The sequence below is a fragment of the Paraburkholderia sp. LEh10 genome (assembly GCF_017814945.1).
In the GTDB taxonomy this organism is placed as follows: domain Bacteria; phylum Pseudomonadota; class Gammaproteobacteria; order Burkholderiales; family Burkholderiaceae; genus Paraburkholderia.
Genome location: NZ_JAGIPX010000010.1, coordinates 92306 through 109627, shown reverse-complemented (window position 1 = coordinate 109627; position 17322 = coordinate 92306). Strand labels below are relative to the sequence as shown.

Below are 17322 nucleotides of genomic sequence, written 5' to 3'. Positions count from 1 at the left end.
AGGATTGGCGTCGCACGCGCCACGCGGGCGCGGCGCGGTATCCGTCCTTAATCCAGCGTGATCCAGACGGCCTTGGTCTCCGTGAGAGAGTCGAGTTGCTCCGCCCCCAGGTCCTTGCCGAAGCCCGACTCCTTGAAGCCGCCGAACGGCATCGATGGATCGATCGTGCTGTGTGCGTTGACATAGACGCTGCCCGCGCGCAATTCCGGAATCAGCGCATGCACGCGCTTCAGATCGTTGGAATAGATCGCGGCCGCAAGGCCATACGGCGAATCGTTCGCCAGCGTCAATGCTTCACTGACCTCGTCGAACGGCGCGGTCACGAGCACGGGGCCGAAGATTTCTTCACGAACGATTTTCATGTCGTTGCGGCAATTCGCGAAGATGGTGGGCTGAACGAAGTAGCCCCGTCCGTCCACCTCGCGTCCGCCGTAGACAAGCTCCGCACCTTCGCGGCGTCCCGTTTCAATGTAGGTCATCACACGGTCCTTCTGAAGCGCGGACACCAGCGGACTGATAAAGCAGTCGCGGTCGAGACCTGGCGCAATTTTCAGCGTTCGCGTGTATTCGAGCAGCGCCGCGAGAAACCGGTCATGAACTTTACGCTGAACATAGACACGGCTGCCGGCGTCGCACACCTGGCCTGCGTTGAAGAACATGCCGTTCGCCACCGCGCGCGCCGCCGCATCGACATCCGCGTCGTCGAGCACGAGCACGGGCGACTTGCCGCCGAGTTCCAGCGTCACGCGCCGGATGCCGCCGACAGCCGAGCGTCCGACGTTGCGCCCCACCTCGGTGGAACCCGTAAAGGTCACCTTGTCGATTCCCGGATGACAGGCCATGGCCGCGCCGACCACGTTGCCCCGCCCTGTCACGACGTTGACGACCCCATCGGGAAAGCCCGCTTCCTGAATCAGTTCAGCGAAGCGAAGCGTCGACAGCGAAGTGAGCTCAGCGGGCTTGATCACGACGGTGCAGCCCGCTGCGAGCGCGGCTGCCACCTTCCATGCCAACGTCTGAAGCGGAAAATTCCACGGCACGATCACACCGACCACGCCGACCGGCTCCTTGCGCGTGTAGGCCACGTGACTGCCCGGCAACGACGGCTCGACAGTGCGTCCGTGAATCTTCGACGGCCAGCCTGCGAAGTAGCGGAACGTATCGACTGTGCCCTGGATATCGACCTCGCGCGCCTGAGTGACCGACTTGCCGACGTCGATCGATTCGATTTCCGCGAGTTCTTCCGCGTGCGCTTCAATCAGATCCGCGAGCCGATGCAGCAGGCGCTCGCGTTCGAGCGGCTTCAGACGCCGCCAGGGTCCGCCGTCGAACTGCCTGCGCGCGGCGGCCACGGCGCGATCCAGATCGCCCTTCGTCGCCAATGGAATCTGCGCGATCACGCCCGCCGTTGACGGCTCGATCACATCGAGGCGCTCGCCGCCCTCTCCCGCCACGAACTCGCCGTCGATCAGCATGGCGTGCGGCCGGTCAAGGAAGCGCCTCGTTTTTTCACCTGCGCCAAACTGCTCCAGATAGTTCCGTACGATGGCATCCATCGTTGTCTCCGTGTTTCGCGGGTCATGCCGATGGCAAGCCCACGCGTGTTGTCATGATGCTGGGTGTCGCGCGCACGCCGGCGCACGACGGGGCGATGCGCAAGCGGCTTGTCTATCGCGTGTTGTTCGCGCGCGCGTGGAAAATGAAGCCGATCGAGTTCATCAGCAGTTGTGCGGCCAGAATGGGTGTCACGCCCGCGGGGTCGTAGGCAGGCGCCACCTCCACCAGGTCGATTCCGCGGATGTTTCCGCGGCTGCGTTGGGCGAGGCCCTGGATGATTTCCAGCACCTCGTAGTACGTGAAGCCGCCATGGCTCGGCGTACCCGTGCCTGGCGCGATCGACGGATCGAAGCCGTCGATGTCGATCGTGATGTAGTAGGCGACGCCGTCGGGAATGCGGGCCAGCACGCCGTCGGGACCGAGCCGCCGCACGTCGCGCACCGACAGGATGTCCGAGCCCGCCTCGCGCGCGGCGTCGTAATCCGCGCGGTTCGACGACGACACGTTGCGAATGCCGAGCTGCGTCATCCCGGCAATGTGGTTCATCTCCGACGCGCGCCGCAGCGGATTGCCGTGGCCGTAGCGCACGCCATGTCGTTCGTCGACGAAATCCAGATGCGCGTCGAAGTGGATGATATGGATCGGGCCGTGGCCTTCGAAAGCCTTGATCACAGGCGCATGGATCGAATGATCGCCCCCTAGCGTCACGGGCATCGCGCCGCTGTCGAGAATCTTGCGCACCGCGAATTCGATATTCGCGTTGCTCGACACCATATCCGTATGAACGATGTCGGCGTCGCCCACGTCCACCATGCGCACCTGATCGCGGCTCAAATACAGAACGTCGTCCTCGTGATCGTACGCACCGGAATGACCGAACGCGAACAGCGTCGACGCTTCACGGATGCTGCGCGGGCCAAAGCGCGCTCCCGAGCGCCACTGGGTACCCATGTCGTTGGGTGCGCCGAGGATCGCCACATCGGCGTCGATCTTGTCCCAGTCGAGGCAAACGGGCGACTTCGCAAAAGTGCAGTGGCCCACGAACGGCAGATTGAGCCGCCCCGTCTCGTACGTATTGCTCTGCATCCTTGTCTCCATATGTCTGTCGATAGAAAACGCGGTTTCATCACAGCCGTCGTTTGAACACACTATCGATGGAATTTTTTTGTATAAAAATCCCAAGTATCAGATGTTCATATCGGAAGATCCGAAGCGACGATCGAGAGGAATCGACAATGGTTCAGTTGCAGGACGTGGATCTGAAGCTACTTAGGGTTTTCATGAATGTGGTGCGCTGCGGCGGATTCTCCGCGGCGCAGGCGAGCCTGAACGTCAGTCAATCGACCATCAGCGAACAGATGACGACGCTGGAAACCCGGCTGGGCCTCAAGCTATGCGAGCGAGGCCGGGGCGGATTCCGTCTGACCGAACACGGGATGGCGACCTACGAAGCCGCACAGCGGCTGCAGGTCGCGGTCGAGGCTTTCTGCATGGATACGGATGCGCTGAAGAAGCACATCTCGGGAAAGCTCTACCTCGGCATCATCGACAACATGATCACCGATACGACTTCGCCACTGCCCGAGGCACTGCAGAAATTCGTTTCGCGCGGGCATGATGTGCACGTCGATGTCTACGTGGGGACACCTGCGGAACTGGAAGAGCGGGTACTCGATGGCCGCTTGCACGTTGCCGTGGGCCATTTCCCGATTCATATACCGGGGCTCGCCTATAACGAGCTTTATCTGGAGCCCGACGGACTGTACTGCGGCAGAGGGCACGCGCTTTTTGCAGGCGCGACGGAAGGCAGCGTGCCCAATGAGAGCGTTGCATCGAGCCGCATCGTCGCGCGCGGCTATCTGCAGGAAAACGACCTGCGAATGCTGAACGCGAGCAAGGCAGCGGCGACGGTCGACAACGTCGAAGCCCAGGCAATGCTCGTCCTGTCCGGCGCGTATATCGGATTTCTACCCAATCACTACGCCGCCCGCTGGCTGGAGCGCGACGAGATGCGACGCATCAATCCCGAGCAGTTCGGCGCGCAATGGCCGTTCTGCGCGGCCATTCGCAGAGCGTCGACGATGCCCTCGATCCTGAAGGTGTTCATGGTCGACCTGAACGAATGTTGCGAGCGCCCGCGGACCGCGTGACGCAATCGCGTCCGCCAGGCGCTTGACGAATCGGCCGCCCAAGGCGGTCGCTGCGTCGCCGGCTAGAAGGCCGCGAGCGTACGACCGCCCTGAACGCTCAGGCGGTGATTAGCTGGCCGCCCTTCGATTGCCGAACGGTTCGCTCAATCAGGTTGGTGACGTTTTCCGCCGTGGCGGCAGACAAGGTCCAGCCAAGATGGCCGTGACCCGTGTTGTAGAACACGCCAGGCAGACGACCCTTGCCGACCTTCGGCAGCATGCTCGGCAACATCGGGCGCAGACCCGCCCACGGCACGACACGCGACGTGTTCACCTGGGGAAAGTACTGGCGCGTCCATTGGACGAGGGGCGCAACCCGATCCGCGCGGATATCGCGATTGAAGCCGTTGAACTCGGCCGTGCCCGCCACACGGAATCGATCCGTGCCGAGCCGGCTGGTGACGATCTTGGCGCTGTCGTCCAGCAGGCTGACCCAGGGCGCGCCCTTCTGGCTGGCTTCGTCGTCGAGAGAAACCGTAATCGAGTAGCCCTTCACGGGATACACGTTCACGCGATCGCCGAGCATTGCAGCGAAATGCCGGCTGTTGACGCCCGCGCATATGACAACCCCGTCGAACGTGTCGCACTCCGAGCGGCCCTGATGCAAGGTGCCGACTGCGAATCCGTGGCTGGCGTCCTGCCTGATCGCGGTAATCTCCGTGTCGTAACGGAACGCCACGCCATGCCGCATACAGGCTCGTGCCAGCCCTCGCGTGAATTTGTGAATGTCGCCCGTCGAATCCGACGGCGTGAAGAAGCCGCCAAAGAATGTTCCATCGAGAGCGGGCTCGATCTGCCGGATTTCGGAAGCGGTCACGGCTTTGCGATCGAGGCCGCCTTCGTTCAGGATGACGTTGACCTTCTGAGCCGCGTGGAAGTCCTGCTTGCTCTTGTAGATGTGCAGAATCCCTCGTTGCTCGAGATCGAAATCGATCCCCTCCTGACGCGCCATCTGGAACAGGTGCTCGCGCGCCGCAATCGCGAGCCGCACCGTTTCCAGCGTGTTCGCGCGATAGTGAGGGATCTGCCGCAGGAACTCGGCAATCCACGAATACTTGTGCCAGCCAGGCAAGGGATTGAACAGCAACGGGGCGTCGCGGGTCAGCATCCAGCGCAGTCCCTTGAACAGCGTCGCGGCGCTGTTCCAGACTTCGGCGTTGCTGGCGGACAGCTGGCCGCCGTTGGCGAACGAGGTTTCCATCGCGGCATAGCGATGGCGTTCGAACACGGTGACTTCAAATCCGCGTTGTGCGAGGGCGTAAGCAGTCGTGACGCCGGTGATCCCGGCGCCAATGATGGCGATTCGTGACATGACATGGTCCAGATAGATTGAGCACTGTCGTTTCCGACACCGATGCCCCATCTGTCCATGTACCTGAGAGTTTCTTTCCGTGCAGCCATGCGTATGGCCGACAGGGAATCTCCTTCGGTGGGCGCGCAAACGCCGCTCTCCAGATGTTCCAGTTGCAGGGTCCTTTTGCCTGAGAGTTTCCGGGGCGGTTGCTCCGTCGGCGCCGCCATACGCGTTTGCGATGACGGTCTCTCCCGCTGCAGCTTGCAGAACACCCGAAAGATAGCGTGACCTCAATGCGCGGGCAAGCAGTTTCTGCAACCATATTCAATCGATGGCTTTGTTTCACCCAGCGATTGAATGAGCGCCGTGCACGCCGAAATCGCAGGCCGCGCGTTCCTCGTCCATTCACAAACTGACGCGCGACGCATGGTGTCCGCGTTCATAGGGCTGCGAATTGCGAAGTCGTTGCCTATGCTTTAACTCAAGCTGACTCAAGTCCTTTCGACGAACAGGGAGCCGCGCATATGCAAGCACCTCAACGTCCCGTACGCATCGAACTGGTGGCGCCGCTTTCGGGGGTCATGGTGCCGCTCGATACCGTGCCCGATCCCGTCTTTGCGCAGAAGCTGGTCGGCGACGGCGTGTCGATCGACCCGACCTCGAATGAACTTCTGGCTCCCGCCGCCGGGATCGTCACGCAACTCCACCCGGCTCACCACGCGCTGACGATCACGACGGACAGCGGCGTCGAGATCCTGCTGCACATTGGTATCGATACCGTCGGCCTCAAAGGCGAGGGTTTCACGCCTCTCGTGATGCAGGGCGAGCGCGTCGCGGTTCGCCAACCGGTGATCCGCTTCGACACCGATCGGGTCGAACGCAACGCGCGCAGCCTGCTCACACAGATCATCGTCGCCAATGGCGATCAGGTCCGTCAGATGAAGCCGCACACAGGCATCGTCGAAGCCGGTCGCAGCGTGCTGCTCGAAATCGAACTCAAGCAGCCAGGCTCGGCAAATACGGGACTTGTTGAGTTGCGCGCGCCGCTCTCGGGCGTGATGGTGCCGCTCGAGTCCGTGCCCGATCCCGTCTTCGCGCAGAAGATGGTCGGCGACGGCGTGTCGATCGACCCGACTTCGAATGAGCTACTGGCTCCGCTATCGGGCAAGGTCACGCAACTGCACAACGCCTGTCATGCCGTGACGATCACGGACGAAAACGGGCTCCAGGTGTTGCTGCATATCGGCCTTGACACCGTGCTGCTGCGCGGCGAAGGGTTCGCGCCGCTGGTCAACGAAGGCGACATCGTCGCGATGGGCCAGCCGCTGATCCGGTTCGACCCCGTCGTCGTCGGCGCAAGCGCCACGAGCCTGCTGACCCAGATGGTGATTGCCAACGGCGATCTCGTCACGCGCTACGTGCCCGCCAAGGGCCTCGTCACGGCAGGCAAGGACGCCGCGCTGTCCGTCGAACTCGTCGGCGGCGCGGCCGAGGAAGAGACGCGTGACGCGACGGCCGCAGTCGTCTCCGGCGAAGTCACGCTACCGAACCCCGCTGGCCTGCACGCGCGGCCCGCCGCGACCTTGGCTGCCGAGGCGAAGAAGTACAAGTCCGAGATCCGCTTGCTGCGCGGCAGCAACAGCGCGAATGCCAAGTCGGTCGTATCCCTGATGGGACTCGCGACCCGCTTCGGTGACAAGCTGCGCGTCCAGGCTTCAGGGCCCGATGCGGGCGAAGCCGTCGGCGCGCTCGCGCAGCTGCTCGCGGCAGGCTCAGGCGAGAAGCCGGGTGACGCACCTGCGCCCGCACCCGCTGCCCCAGCCCGCGCGCCCATCGCCGAAACGCGCACGGCGCCCGCCGACGCCAACGAACTGACGGGCGTATCCGCTTCGCCCGGACTCGCGGTTGGCAAGATCGTGCAGTTCCGCCACGAGGTCATCGACGTCAACGAACAGGGCGAATCGCCGCAACGCGAACGGGCGCATCTCGAATCGGCGCAACACGAAGCACGTCAGCAGATTGAAGCGCTCAAGGCCAGGCTCACCGATCCGTCGAAGATGCAGATCCTCGATGCGCACCTTGAACTGCTCGAAGACCCCGAGGTCAACGACATGACGATCAGCGGCATCAGCGCAGGCAAGAGCGCGGCCTTCGCGTGGCGCGATGCCTTCCAGAACCAGGCGAGCATGCTCGAGAAGCTCGACAATCCGCTTCTGCGCGAGCGGGCGGGCGACATCCGCGATGTCGGCCGCCGCGTGCTGACACTGCTGGCGGGCGTCAAACAGGCACAGATGGACGTGCCCGCCGACTCGATCCTGATCGCCGAAGAACTCTCACCGTCTGATACCGCTTCGCTGGATCGCAGCAAGGTGCTCGGGTTCTGCACGACGACGGGTGGCGCAACGAGCCACGTCGCGATCCTCGCGCGCTCGCTCGGCATTCCGGCCATCTGCGGTATCGACGAAAGTGCGCTGCAACTGCCCGACGGCACGCCCGTCGTGCTCGATGGCTCACGCGGCAGTTTGCGGCGCGATCCGGGCGTCGAGGAACTCCAGAAGGCGCGCGAACGGATCGAGCGCCAGACGGCCCGGCGCGACGAAGAGAAACTCGCCGCGAGCAAGCTCGCCGTGACGGCCGATGGTCATCGCATCGAAGTCGTCGCGAACATCCGCAACGCGCAGGAAGCACGCGAAGCGGTGATGGCGGGCGCGGAAGGCGTGGGCCTGCTGCGTTCCGAGTTCCTGTTCGATGACCGCGACACCGCACCTTCCGAGGACGAACAGGCCGCCGAGTATTGCGCCGTCGCGCAGGCGCTCGGCCGCGAGCGTCCCCTCGTGGTCCGCACGCTCGATGTCGGCGGCGACAAGCCGCTGTCGTACATGCCGTTGCCCAAGGAAGACAATCCCTTCCTCGGCCTGCGCGGTGTGCGTGTGAGTCTCGACCGTCCGGACATGTTCCGCACGCAACTGCGCGCGATTCTGCGCGCAGCCCCGATCGGCAACCTCCATGTGATGTTTCCGATGGTCGCCGCCATCGAGGAAGTGCGCGCGGCGAAGAAGATCCTGTTCGAGGAGGCCGGCGATCGTGCCGACAGCATCAAGGTCGGCGTCATGATCGAAGTGCCCGCCGCCGCGCTGATTGCCGAACGGCTCGCTCGCGAGGTTGATTTCTTCTCGATCGGCACGAACGATCTGACCCAATACACGCTCGCGATGGACCGCGGCCATCCGAAGCTCGCCAAACAGGCCGATGCGCTGCACCCGGCCGTGTTGCGCCTGATCGGCATGACGGTCGAAGGCGCGCATAAGCACGGCAAGTGGGTTGGCGTCTGCGGGGGCATCGCCTCCGATGCGATGGCCGTGCCCGTGCTCGCGGGCCTCGGCGTCGACGAGCTGTCCGTCAGTGTTCCTGCCGTCGGTTCGATCAAGGCACAGCTTGCGCGGCTGACGATGGACCGAGCCCGTCAGCTCGCGAACGACGTGCTGGGGCTGGGCACGGCCTCTGAAGTCCGCGCGCTCCTCGCGCCCTTCGCGGAGTAAGCAACCTCACCGGGAGACGCTCCATGTACAAGCATGCGTTCGGAGTCTTACAGAAAGTCGGCAAATCGTTGATGCTGCCGGTCGCGGTGCTCCCCGTGGCGGGCCTGCTGCTCGGCCTCGGCGCGACCGACTTCCACGGATACGTGCCCGCCATCGTGCTCGCGCTGATGAAGAACGCGGGCGATGTCATCTTCGGCAACCTGCCGTTGATCTTCGCCATCGGCGTCGCGCTGGGCTTTACCGAGAACGACGGCGTGTCGGGGATTGCCGCGACGATCGGCTATCTCGTCATGACGGCGACACTGGGCGTGATCGCCAAGGCGGAGGGCATCGAGCCCGATACCATCATGGGCATTCCGTCGATCCAGACGGGTGTGTTCGGCGGCATTCTGGCGGGCGCGCTCGCGGCCTGGATGTTCAACCGCTACTACAAGATCGCGCTTCCGCCCTATCTCGGCTTTTTCGCCGGCAAGCGCTTCGTGCCGATTGTCACGGCGATCGGCGCGATCGTGCTCGGCGCGGTCCTGTCGATCGTGTGGCCCCCGATCGGCAGCGCGATCAAGGCCTTCTCCCAATGGGCGGCCGTTTCCGATCCGCGCACGGCAGCGACGATCTACGGTTTCGTCGAGCGTCTGCTGATCCCGTTTGGCCTGCATCACATCTGGAACGTGCCGTTTTTCTTCGAGATGGGCAGCTACCTGGACCCGACGACGGGCAAGGTGGTTCACGGCGACATCAACCGCTTTTTCGCGGGCGACCGTACGGCAGGCATTCTGGCCGGCGCGTTCCTGTTCAAGATGTTCGGCCTGCCGGCTGCGGCCATCGCAATCTGGCACTGCGCGAAGCCCGAGAAGAAGGTCGCCGTCGGCGGCATGATGATGTCGGCTGCGCTGACCTCGTTCCTGACGGGCATCACCGAGCCCATCGAGTTCGCGTTCCTGTTCGTCGCCCCCGTCCTTTATTTCATTCATGCGTGTCTGGTGGCGACCGCGCAGTTCGTGGCCAACTCGCTCGACATGCACATGGGCTTCACCTTCTCGCAAGGCGCCATCGACTTTCTCGCGTTCAACCTGATCGGCAACAAGTCGACCCATGCGTGGTACGTCTTCATTCTGGGTCCGATCTACGCGGTGATTTACTACGGCGTGTTTCGCTTCATGATCAGCCGGTTCGACCTGAAGACGCCGGGTCGCGAGGACGACACCGTCGAAGCCGTCACGGTCAGCCCGGCGGGCGCGGGCGGACGCTCTCGCGACCTCGTGCTCGCCTTTGGCGGCCGCGCCAACATACAGAGCCTGGACGCCTGCATCACGCGTCTGCGCATCTCGGTGAACGACCCTTCGCTCGTCGACGACCGCAAACTCAAGGCGCTCGGCGCCGCGGGCGTCGTGCGGGTGGGCAACGGCGTGCAGGCGATCTTCGGGCCGCTGTCGGAGAACATGAAAACCGACATGCAGGAATACCTGAAGACGGCGGGCAGCGACGCCGATCTCGCATCCGCCCAAGCGCCCGCCGCTGTCGCGGCGGCTCCCGTCGCCGCCGCGCCGGCGCAGCAGCAGACGCAGAAGGCGCGTGCGGAAAAGATCCGCACGGCGCTCGGCGGCGCCGCCAACATCACGAAGCTCGAAGCGCTTGCGGCCACGCGGCTGCGCGTCGCGCTATCCGATGCCACCCGGCTCGACGCCGCCGGACTGAAGGCGGCCGGCGTCCCCGCGATGCAATCTTTTGCCAACGGCGAATTCGACCTGATCGTCGGCCTCGGCGCGGAAAACCTGGCCGGCGCGATGCGTTGAGTTGAATTGAGCGAGCGCCGTGAATCTGCATCTCAAGGCAGGATCGGCACGCTGATCAGGAGAAACACGACGTTGTAGAGGATTCCAAAGATCGCGCCGAGTCTCCAGCAGTCGCCAGCGGGCAGATAGCCGCTGCCGGAATAAGCGGGGCTCGGCCCTGTGCCGTAGGGCGTCAGGATGCCCATGATGCCCAGCGTCAAGGCCAGCATCAGCGAAAACGCCTCCATGGGCATGCCGGGAATCGTCGAGCCGACGGTCGGCATGACGTGGAGCATCGCCGTCGTGTGGGCGGTGACGTTGGCGAACACCTTCCTTGTGCTATGGTTCATATGACGTTTCTGATGGGTCCGCCAGTGCGGCGACGCGCGCCGCGCAAGGAGAAAGTGCGACGAGATGGTGCGCTTGAGCATTGAAGGGCGCGAAATCGAAGCGCCCGCCAACTGCTCGATCCTGCAAGCGTTCGTGCATGCGGGACAAACGCTTGTGGAGGGCGTCGGCTGCATGGGCCAGGGAGTGTGCGGCTCATGCCGCGTCATGGTCCGCTACAGCGGCGAGCTGGAGGTGAAAACCGAGCTTGCTTGCGAAACGCTCGTCGCCGATGGCATGCAGGTCGCCTTCCTCGACTACTTCACCCGTTCTGCTCCCCGCACCTATCGCATCGAGGAAATGGGCGACAGCTGGCAGGCGCTGCGAATGATGCGTGAAGTGTTCCCGGAGGCATCGCATTGCCGTCACTGCAGTGGCTGCGATCGCGCCTGCCCGAAGGGCCTCGATGTGCAGCGCGGCGTGAACCTCGCCGTGGAGGGCAAGCTCGCCGCATCGAGCCAGGTTTTCGACGAATGTGTGATGTGCAACCTCTGCACACTGGCGTGTCCCGAACATATCCGGCCCAATCATCTCGGCCTGTTCGTGCGCCGGATGATAGCCTCGACGTCACTGCGTCCGGCCAATCTCATACGGCGTTTGCAGCAGATCGAGAGCGGCGAGATGAAGATCGATCTCGACGCACCGAATGCGCATCCGCCGCGCTGAACGGCACGCACGATCATGCCCGCCGGCATCCCTTACGAAGAGGCGCGCCAGCGCTACCACCCCGGTATGACTGCCACGGTACGTAGCGATGACGGTTCCGTCGACGAACTCCTCAACGGCTATCACCCCGATCATGGGCGCAATGCGCGCGTTGCGCTGAGCGTCGGGGTGAACCGCGGGGAGCCGTGTCAGCCGGATCTCGCGCGCTATCTTCAGGCCAATGCGCTAATCGACGACGTCGACATGGCGGGCGCGCAGCTCATGACCACCGATGTGCTGGTCATCGGCGGCGGCGGCGGCGGGTGCGCCGCGGCGCTCACTGCCGCGCAGCAAGGCGCGCGGGTCGTCCTCGCCTGCAAGCTGCGCCTCGGCGACAGCAACACCGTGATGGCCGAAGGCGGAATCCAGGCGGCCATCGGAGAGGACGACAGTCCGCAACTGCACTTCGAAGACACGATGCGGGCCGGACACTTCTGCGGCGAGCCCGAACTCGTTGCGCAAATGGTGATGGATGGCCCGGACGTGATTCGCTGGCTGATCAAGCTCGGCATGATGTTCGATCAGGAAGAGGACAGGACCATCGGCAGCGATCTTCTGCGCAAGAAACCCGGCGGCGCGTCGGCCGCGCGCATTCTTTCGTATCGCGACTACACTGGGCTGGAAATGATGCGGGTGCTGCGCGAAGCCGTCGACCTCGATCCCGGCATCGAGGTATGGAACCGCTGCCCCGCTGTCGAACTGCTGTCCGACGAGTGGGGGCGCTGCGCGGGCGCGGTGATCTACAACCTCGAATGGCGCACCTTCGTGCTGGTGCGCGCGCGCGCCGTGATCCTCGCCACGGGCGGCGCCGGGCGGCTGCACCTCCATGCCTTCCCGACGTCCAACCACTATGGCGCCACTGCCGACGGCCTCGTGCTGGCCTATCGCATCGGAGCGCGCCTGCGCGAACTGGACTCGTTCCAGTACCACCCGACTGGCATCGCCTATCCGCCCCACCTGGCGGGCGGACTGATCTCGGAAGCCGCCCGTTCCGCTGGCGCCCGGCTGCTCAATGGCGAAGGCGAGCGGTTCGTGGACGAACTCAAGCCGCGCGATGTGGTGGCGTCGGCGATCCTGCGCGAGTGCGCGCTAGGGCGCGCAATCGTGCGCGACGGCCAGACGGGCGTATTCCTCGACACGCCGACGCTGGAACTTGAGAACCCCGGCATTCTGGCGCAGCGCCTCGTGACACTGCGCCATCTTGCACACAAGTGCGGCATCGATCCGGCACACGAGCCTTTTCTTGTCTATCCCACCCTCCACTACCAGAACGGCGGCGTCGCGATCGACAAGGACGGCGCCACCAGCGTGCCCGGCCTGTACTGCGCTGGCGAGGTGACGGGAGGCATCCACGGACGCAACCGGCTAATGGGCAATGCACTGCTCGATATCCTGAGCATGGGGCGCCGCGCAGGGGCCTGCGCGGCCGGGTCGAGCGGCCCTGTCACGGCGAGCCGTGCCGGAATCGGTCATGTGCACGCGTGGCAGCGAGAACTGACATTGGCCGGCCTGCCCTTGCACGTCAAGGCACCACAACTCTTCCCCGAGTACGCTCATTTCGACTTGCGGGTCGATGCCGGCTTGCGCCCGAATGCGCACGGGCGCGTGGTGAGCGGCATCCGATAGGCAATCCACGGAGCGCGCGATGGAACCACTGAACCAGAATCTTCTGAGAGACGATGTCCGTGTGGGAGCAGACCTCGATGCGTGGCTTGCGCGTGGCGGCGGCGAAGGTTTGGCCAACGCACTCGAAGACCCCGACGCGATCATTGCGCGGATCGCCCAGGCCGACTTGCGCGGGATGGGGGGCGCGGGGTTTCCGACACATCGCAAATGGGCGCCCGTCGCCGCCGCTGCTGAAGGTGACAAGTACATCATCTGCAACGGCAACGAAGACGAGCCCGGCACGTTCAAGGACCGCTTTCTGCTGGAGCACACGCCACATCAGGTGATCGAGGGCGCGCTCATCGCCGCCGCGGCCACCCGTGCCAATCATGTGGTCCTGTACGTCAACCCGCATCAGCAACGCTCACTTGCCGTCACCCGCCAGGCGGTGCAGCAGTGGCACGAGCATCCCCTTTTTGACGCAATCGGGCAGTGGGTCGGCAAGCCTCTGTCGCTTCGTGTCGTACCCAGCTCGGGGCTGTACATCGGCGGCGAGGAAACCGCGGTGATCGCAAGCGTCGAAGGCGGATTTCCGTTCCCACGGCGCAAACCGCCTTTCCCGGCTGAGCAGGGCGTGTTCGGCGCCCCGACCATCGTGAACAACACCGAGACACTGGCACATGTACCCGGCATCCTGCGTCATGGCGCGCAGTGGTTTTGGGACCTCGGCATAGGGAACGCCGCCGGAACCAAGCTCTATTCGCTATCGGGCGATGTCTTGCGTCCCGGTCTGTACGAACTGCCGATGGGCACGAGCCTGGAAACGCTCGTCTTTCAGTATGGCGGGGGCATGCTACTGGACCGGGAATTCAAGGCGGTCTTCACGGGAGGCCCGTCCAACACGCTGCTGACAAGGCGCGACCTCGACGTTGCACTGGACTTCGACTCGGTGCGTCAGCGCAGTTCGCGTCTGGGGACGGGTGCGATGATCGTCGTATCCGAAGGCACCAGCATCGTGCGCAAGGTCGCTGAGTATGTGAGCTTCTTCGCCCAGGGTTCGTGCGGGCAATGCCCTTCCTGCAAGGGCGGGACCTTTCAGCTGATGCGGCTTCTGAATCGGGTCGACACGGGTCGCGGTGTGCGCGCCGATCTGGATGCACTCGCGAACTTATGCCGCATTCTTCCGGGCAGCGGACGCTGCGGTCTTATCGACGGCGCGGTAACCGTGGTGGAGAGCTCCATCGGCCAGTTCAGGGATGAGTATGAGGCGCTTTTGATGGCATAGGTCAGCGAGAGTGCAATCAATCATGGCGACATTTCCGGGAGTTTGACGTCATGCGTTACCTGCAACTCGATGCAACGACCATTACCCGGTGGAAAAGAAAAAAGCTGCTCGCGCCTATTCACGAATGTTGTCAGATATCAGGTGAATCAGCGTGGCCATACGCGAGCTCAGTGCCGGTGGCGTATCGCGCATTACGGAGTCCGGCGGGAAGCCGTGCGTGTTTCGTTGATGACGCTGGATATCAGGAGAGGACGACCGCCAGAGTTGCGCATGGAGTTGGCCAAAGCGCTTTGCGCGCACTGCATAAGGATCCTGGAGATCCGCGAAGAACGACTCGGCTATCTGAAAGCACTCGAACAGTTCGACTTGCGCTTCCCCGGCTTTACTCACGATACACACGGGGTCGAAGTCGACGACGGCGTCTATCGTATCGCATGCATCAAGAAGCCATAGATAAGCGACGCAAACCACTTAACGTGCGCTATAGCGTTACCCAGCGTGCGGCATGCACGATCTCCAGCGGATAGGTCGATGCCATCAAAACCTGCGCAAGCACGGAGTCCGGATAGAGGGCAATCGGTGCGACCAGCGCCTCGAGTTCCTCCGGCTTGAACGCCGCAGGCGTCTCGGGACCGCGGTCTGCGCGGGCGGGCATCGCCAACAGGAAAAGCAGCCACAAAAGGAGGACTCTCGCATGTCGGCCGTTCCAGGCTGCCATGAGCCCTCCTTTCGATCGTTCTCGTTCTGATGCGGCAATCGAACCGCTCGCAATGCTGCCCGGTGCCCGACGTTACCAAAATGGCGACAGCTTCCGTGTACACCACTTCGACATGATCACCCTTACGGATATTTTTCAGCCGGTTGGGATTTTCAACGACGAGGTCGACATCGCTGCCTGCAGGGCCTTTCACCGTGACGGGTTTTGCCTTCGATCGACGGAAGCGACGTCTGCCATTATCGTCACTTCGCGGCCGATCGCGCCGCCCGATCAGACGCTGAGTGCCGAAACGAGGGCCACACGCGTCACGTGTGGGCGAGATTCCCCGTAATCGCCTTCGTATAGACCGTAGGTCGACACCGGCCATCGAGCGGGCGGCTGACAAACACACGGATTGAAAAAGCGTCTACTGGGTCGTGCCACTATGTGCTGCTGCAATAGCAGCGTCGCGCTTCTTCTTGGCTTCAGCCTTTTTATGGTCGTAGACCTTCTTTGCAGCCGCCACTTCCCGGTTGTACTCGCGATTGGCCGCAGCGACCTGCTGGTGCATTCTGACGATCTCATCAGGGTGTTGAGAAGCTGTCGATGAGCTCGCTCCAGAACTTTCTTGAGCCCAGATGCCGGAAGGCGATAACAGCGCGAAAGAAACAGTGGCTACGGCCGCAATTTTGGATTTCATAATGCCCCCATGGTAGGTGCGCGTCGTTAGGTGCCCGCAGAGCGTTTTCAGCCTATACGCGTTGAATGGAATGTTGTATTGGACTTTGGTCCAATGTCCGGTTGGGCGGCGTTGAAGCTTGTGACCGGACGGCGACGCGAGATTACAATACCCTTCATTCCATGGGGCACAAACGACGATGACATGGAAGATATGGCATTGCGCCACACCGCCACGTACAAGGAGATCGCATCATGGTTTTGCGAAATCGAGGGTTCGCCGCTACGCTCGCCGCGATCTTTCTGGCGGCGTCTGCCGGGAATTCGTGGGCAACCGAGCAGGCGCAGCAACGCCGTGCAGGGCGTGACGTTCGGCAGGAAACACGTCAGGGCGCTCGCCACACGAAGCAGGATTGTCGGGCCGCCAACCAGCAAAGTAACGCGCATTGCCGGCAAGATAAACGACAGACCAAGCAGCATGGCCGTCAGGCCGCCAGGGACATCAAATATTGACGGGTGTGCGAATGATTCCTTTCGCCCGATGTCGAGATGCGCGCTCTCTTGCAGACCGACCACCTCCGGAACCTACTCCGAATAGAAGCCCGAACCCACCAGGCCTGGCACTCCGTTAATCTTGACTGCCTTCACGTAGGTCCATTTGTGCGACGGCTGAGTCTGTCCCGGTCTCAGGAACATGTAATCGACCCAGCCCGATCCCTTCGTCTCAGCCGTCTGGATCATGGCGTCATGAAACGGTTTGCCGTTGGTATCTTTCTGCCCCCTGACGTTGGTCCCCTCACGCGCTGGGAAGGCCGGATTCAACAAGACATTTTCTTTCAAATCGTAGACGAACAGGTACGTGTCCCCATGGAACCACTCGCTGCCTTTGATTCGGAACTGCGAAAACGCGGCCTTGCCTTCACTGTCGATCAACGCCGCGGCCTTGTCGACGAGCGCCTCCGTTTGTGTTGCAGCATCGGAAGTCGGCGGAGATGACTGAGGGAATGCAGGCGCCGCGCGGCAGAATATTCCAACCAGTAGCAAGGTGCTGGTAACGAGAGCTTTGCCATTCATAGCACTATCTCCAGCCGCCGAGTTCAGCGCTGTTCCGTACATCGTGCGCTCTTCCCGTGGCGCTTCATGACAGGCCACTCCCGGCATTGCACGAAGCGGCTTGTGGAGGTGAAGCGCCTGCTGTGTATGCAAAGACTAGTGCACGAAGCACGGCCGAGCCAGAGTCGTTTTCCCGCATCTAATGGGCGACTGGCACACCGCGCCGCAGGGCCGCACCGCAGACGGTCGCGCGACTGCCCGCTCGCCCGCGAAGCGTATTTCCCGACCTTCGCGCGCGATGTTCTGCCAAACCAAGGTACTTGCGTAGCTGCTCATTCAAAGGCGCTGCTCGCGCGCTGAGCGCCGAGGCAACGGCGCAAACCCGCAAAAGGCCCGATTCGCGGCCGCGCGCGCTTTCGCGAGCCGACGCCTTGTCAAGCGCTGCCCCCTACGCGCCGATCGCGATTCGCAGCCGCAGATTCCCTTCGGAGCGCCCTCATCCAGCGCTAATTCTCGCGTTCGATCATTGACGCAGTTGGGACGGTTGGATCGAGAACGCCA

The 17322-nt window shown here is 63.1% G+C and carries 13 protein-coding genes, 2 pseudogenes and 1 riboswitch; of the genes and pseudogenes, 7 read left to right on the top strand and 8 right to left on the bottom strand.

Annotated features, from left to right (window positions below; all coding sequences use genetic code 11):
* Positions 1 to 47: 47 nt before the first annotated feature.
* Together J8I87_RS11175 and speB are read right to left on the bottom strand one after the other, a co-directional pair.
* Entirely contained in the window at positions 48 to 1556 is a 1509-nt protein-coding gene (locus J8I87_RS11175) for an aldehyde dehydrogenase family protein (protein ID WP_209931509.1), read from the bottom strand.
* Positions 1557 to 1668: 112 nt separating this feature from the next.
* On the bottom strand, positions 1669 to 2643 hold the full coding sequence (speB, locus tag J8I87_RS11170; protein WP_209931508.1) for an agmatinase: 975 nt from the start codon (positions 2641 to 2643) through the stop codon (positions 1669 to 1671).
* Positions 2644 to 2792: 149 nt separating this feature from the next.
* Between speB and J8I87_RS11165 the strand changes: the two genes are divergently transcribed.
* Positions 2793 to 3707, top strand: coding sequence for a LysR family transcriptional regulator (locus J8I87_RS11165; RefSeq protein WP_209931507.1), 915 nt, complete (start codon positions 2793 to 2795; stop codon positions 3705 to 3707).
* 97 nt (positions 3708 to 3804) lie between these two features.
* On the opposite strand, the gene J8I87_RS11160 is transcribed toward J8I87_RS11165, so the two are convergent.
* Positions 3805 to 5058, bottom strand: a complete 1254-nt coding sequence (locus J8I87_RS11160; RefSeq protein ID WP_209931506.1) for a D-amino acid dehydrogenase — start codon at positions 5056 to 5058, stop codon at positions 3805 to 3807.
* Between the two features lie 148 nt (positions 5059 to 5206).
* Positions 5207 to 5304: riboswitch (glycine riboswitch) on the bottom strand.
* Positions 5305 to 5564: 260 nt separating this feature from the next.
* Between J8I87_RS11160 and ptsP the strand changes: the two genes are divergently transcribed.
* Both ptsP and ptsG read left to right on the top strand, forming a co-directional pair.
* Entirely contained in the window at positions 5565 to 8579 is a 3015-nt protein-coding gene (gene ptsP / locus J8I87_RS11155) for a phosphoenolpyruvate--protein phosphotransferase (RefSeq protein WP_245253852.1), read from the top strand.
* Between the two features lie 23 nt (positions 8580 to 8602).
* Positions 8603 to 10372, top strand: coding sequence for a PTS glucose transporter subunit IIBC (ptsG, locus tag J8I87_RS11150; RefSeq protein WP_209931505.1), 1770 nt, complete (start codon positions 8603 to 8605; stop codon positions 10370 to 10372).
* A 32-nt stretch (positions 10373 to 10404) separates the two neighbouring features.
* Here the strand turns inward: ptsG and J8I87_RS11145 are convergent, their stop codons facing one another.
* The gene (locus J8I87_RS11145; protein ID WP_245253851.1) at positions 10405 to 10782 is read right to left on the bottom strand and encodes an anion permease; all 378 of its coding nucleotides are present in this window, start codon (positions 10780 to 10782) and stop codon (positions 10405 to 10407) included.
* Here J8I87_RS11145 and J8I87_RS11140 point away from each other — a divergent pair.
* The 4 genes and pseudogenes from J8I87_RS11140 to J8I87_RS45960 all read left to right on the top strand — a co-directional run.
* The gene (locus J8I87_RS11140; RefSeq protein ID WP_209931504.1) at positions 10766 to 11404 is read left to right on the top strand and encodes a 4Fe-4S dicluster domain-containing protein; all 639 of its coding nucleotides are present in this window, start codon (positions 10766 to 10768) and stop codon (positions 11402 to 11404) included. The two genes, J8I87_RS11145 and J8I87_RS11140, sit on opposite strands and share 17 nt — an antisense overlap.
* A gap of 15 nt (positions 11405 to 11419) precedes the next feature.
* Positions 11420 to 13069, top strand: coding sequence for an FAD-binding protein (locus J8I87_RS11135; protein WP_209931503.1), 1650 nt, complete (start codon positions 11420 to 11422; stop codon positions 13067 to 13069).
* 19 nt (positions 13070 to 13088) lie between these two features.
* Positions 13089 to 14333, top strand: a complete 1245-nt coding sequence (locus tag J8I87_RS11130; RefSeq protein WP_209931502.1) for an NADH-quinone oxidoreductase subunit F — start codon at positions 13089 to 13091, stop codon at positions 14331 to 14333.
* Positions 14334 to 14666: 333 nt separating this feature from the next.
* A pseudogene (locus J8I87_RS45960) lies at positions 14667 to 14786 on the top strand (hypothetical protein); the annotation flags it as partial.
* A gap of 37 nt (positions 14787 to 14823) precedes the next feature.
* Here J8I87_RS45960 and J8I87_RS11120 read toward each other — a convergent pair.
* From J8I87_RS11120 to J8I87_RS11105, 4 genes and pseudogenes are all read right to left on the bottom strand, one after another.
* Positions 14824 to 15051, bottom strand: a pseudogene (locus tag J8I87_RS11120) (DUF3300 domain-containing protein); the annotation flags it as partial.
* 406 nt (positions 15052 to 15457) lie between these two features.
* Positions 15458 to 15730: a hypothetical protein gene (locus tag J8I87_RS11115; protein ID WP_209931501.1), complete on the bottom strand. Its 273-nt coding sequence runs from the start codon at positions 15728 to 15730 to the stop codon at positions 15458 to 15460.
* Positions 15731 to 15777: 47 nt separating this feature from the next.
* Positions 15778 to 16284 (bottom strand): hypothetical protein, encoded by a 507-nt coding sequence (locus J8I87_RS46285; protein WP_209931500.1) that lies wholly within the window; start codon positions 16282 to 16284, stop codon positions 15778 to 15780.
* Between the two features lie 9 nt (positions 16285 to 16293).
* Positions 16294 to 16782, bottom strand: a complete 489-nt coding sequence (locus J8I87_RS11105; RefSeq protein WP_209931499.1) for a cache domain-containing protein — start codon at positions 16780 to 16782, stop codon at positions 16294 to 16296.
* Between the last annotated feature and the right edge of the window lie 540 nt (positions 16783 to 17322).

Coding starts and splice junctions, on each gene's coding strand:
- J8I87_RS11175 (WP_209931509.1), bottom strand. CDS start 1,556: ATGGATGCCATCGTACGGAACTATCTGGAGCAGTTTGGCGCAGGTGAA.
- speB (WP_209931508.1), bottom strand. CDS start 2,643: ATGCAGAGCAATACGTACGAGACGGGGCGGCTCAATCTGCCGTTCGTG.
- J8I87_RS11165 (WP_209931507.1), top strand. CDS start 2,793: ATGGTTCAGTTGCAGGACGTGGATCTGAAGCTACTTAGGGTTTTCATG.
- J8I87_RS11160 (WP_209931506.1), bottom strand. CDS start 5,058: ATGTCACGAATCGCCATCATTGGCGCCGGGATCACCGGCGTCACGACT.
- ptsP (WP_245253852.1), top strand. CDS start 5,565: ATGCAAGCACCTCAACGTCCCGTACGCATCGAACTGGTGGCGCCGCTT.
- ptsG (WP_209931505.1), top strand. CDS start 8,603: ATGTACAAGCATGCGTTCGGAGTCTTACAGAAAGTCGGCAAATCGTTG.
- J8I87_RS11140 (WP_209931504.1), top strand. CDS start 10,766: ATGGTGCGCTTGAGCATTGAAGGGCGCGAAATCGAAGCGCCCGCCAAC.
- J8I87_RS11145 (WP_245253851.1), bottom strand. CDS start 10,782: ATGCTCAAGCGCACCATCTCGTCGCACTTTCTCCTTGCGCGGCGCGCG.
- J8I87_RS11135 (WP_209931503.1), top strand. CDS start 11,420: ATGCCCGCCGGCATCCCTTACGAAGAGGCGCGCCAGCGCTACCACCCC.
- J8I87_RS11130 (WP_209931502.1), top strand. CDS start 13,089: ATGGAACCACTGAACCAGAATCTTCTGAGAGACGATGTCCGTGTGGGA.
- J8I87_RS11115 (WP_209931501.1), bottom strand. CDS start 15,730: ATGAAATCCAAAATTGCGGCCGTAGCCACTGTTTCTTTCGCGCTGTTA.
- J8I87_RS11105 (WP_209931499.1), bottom strand. CDS start 16,782: ATGAATGGCAAAGCTCTCGTTACCAGCACCTTGCTACTGGTTGGAATA.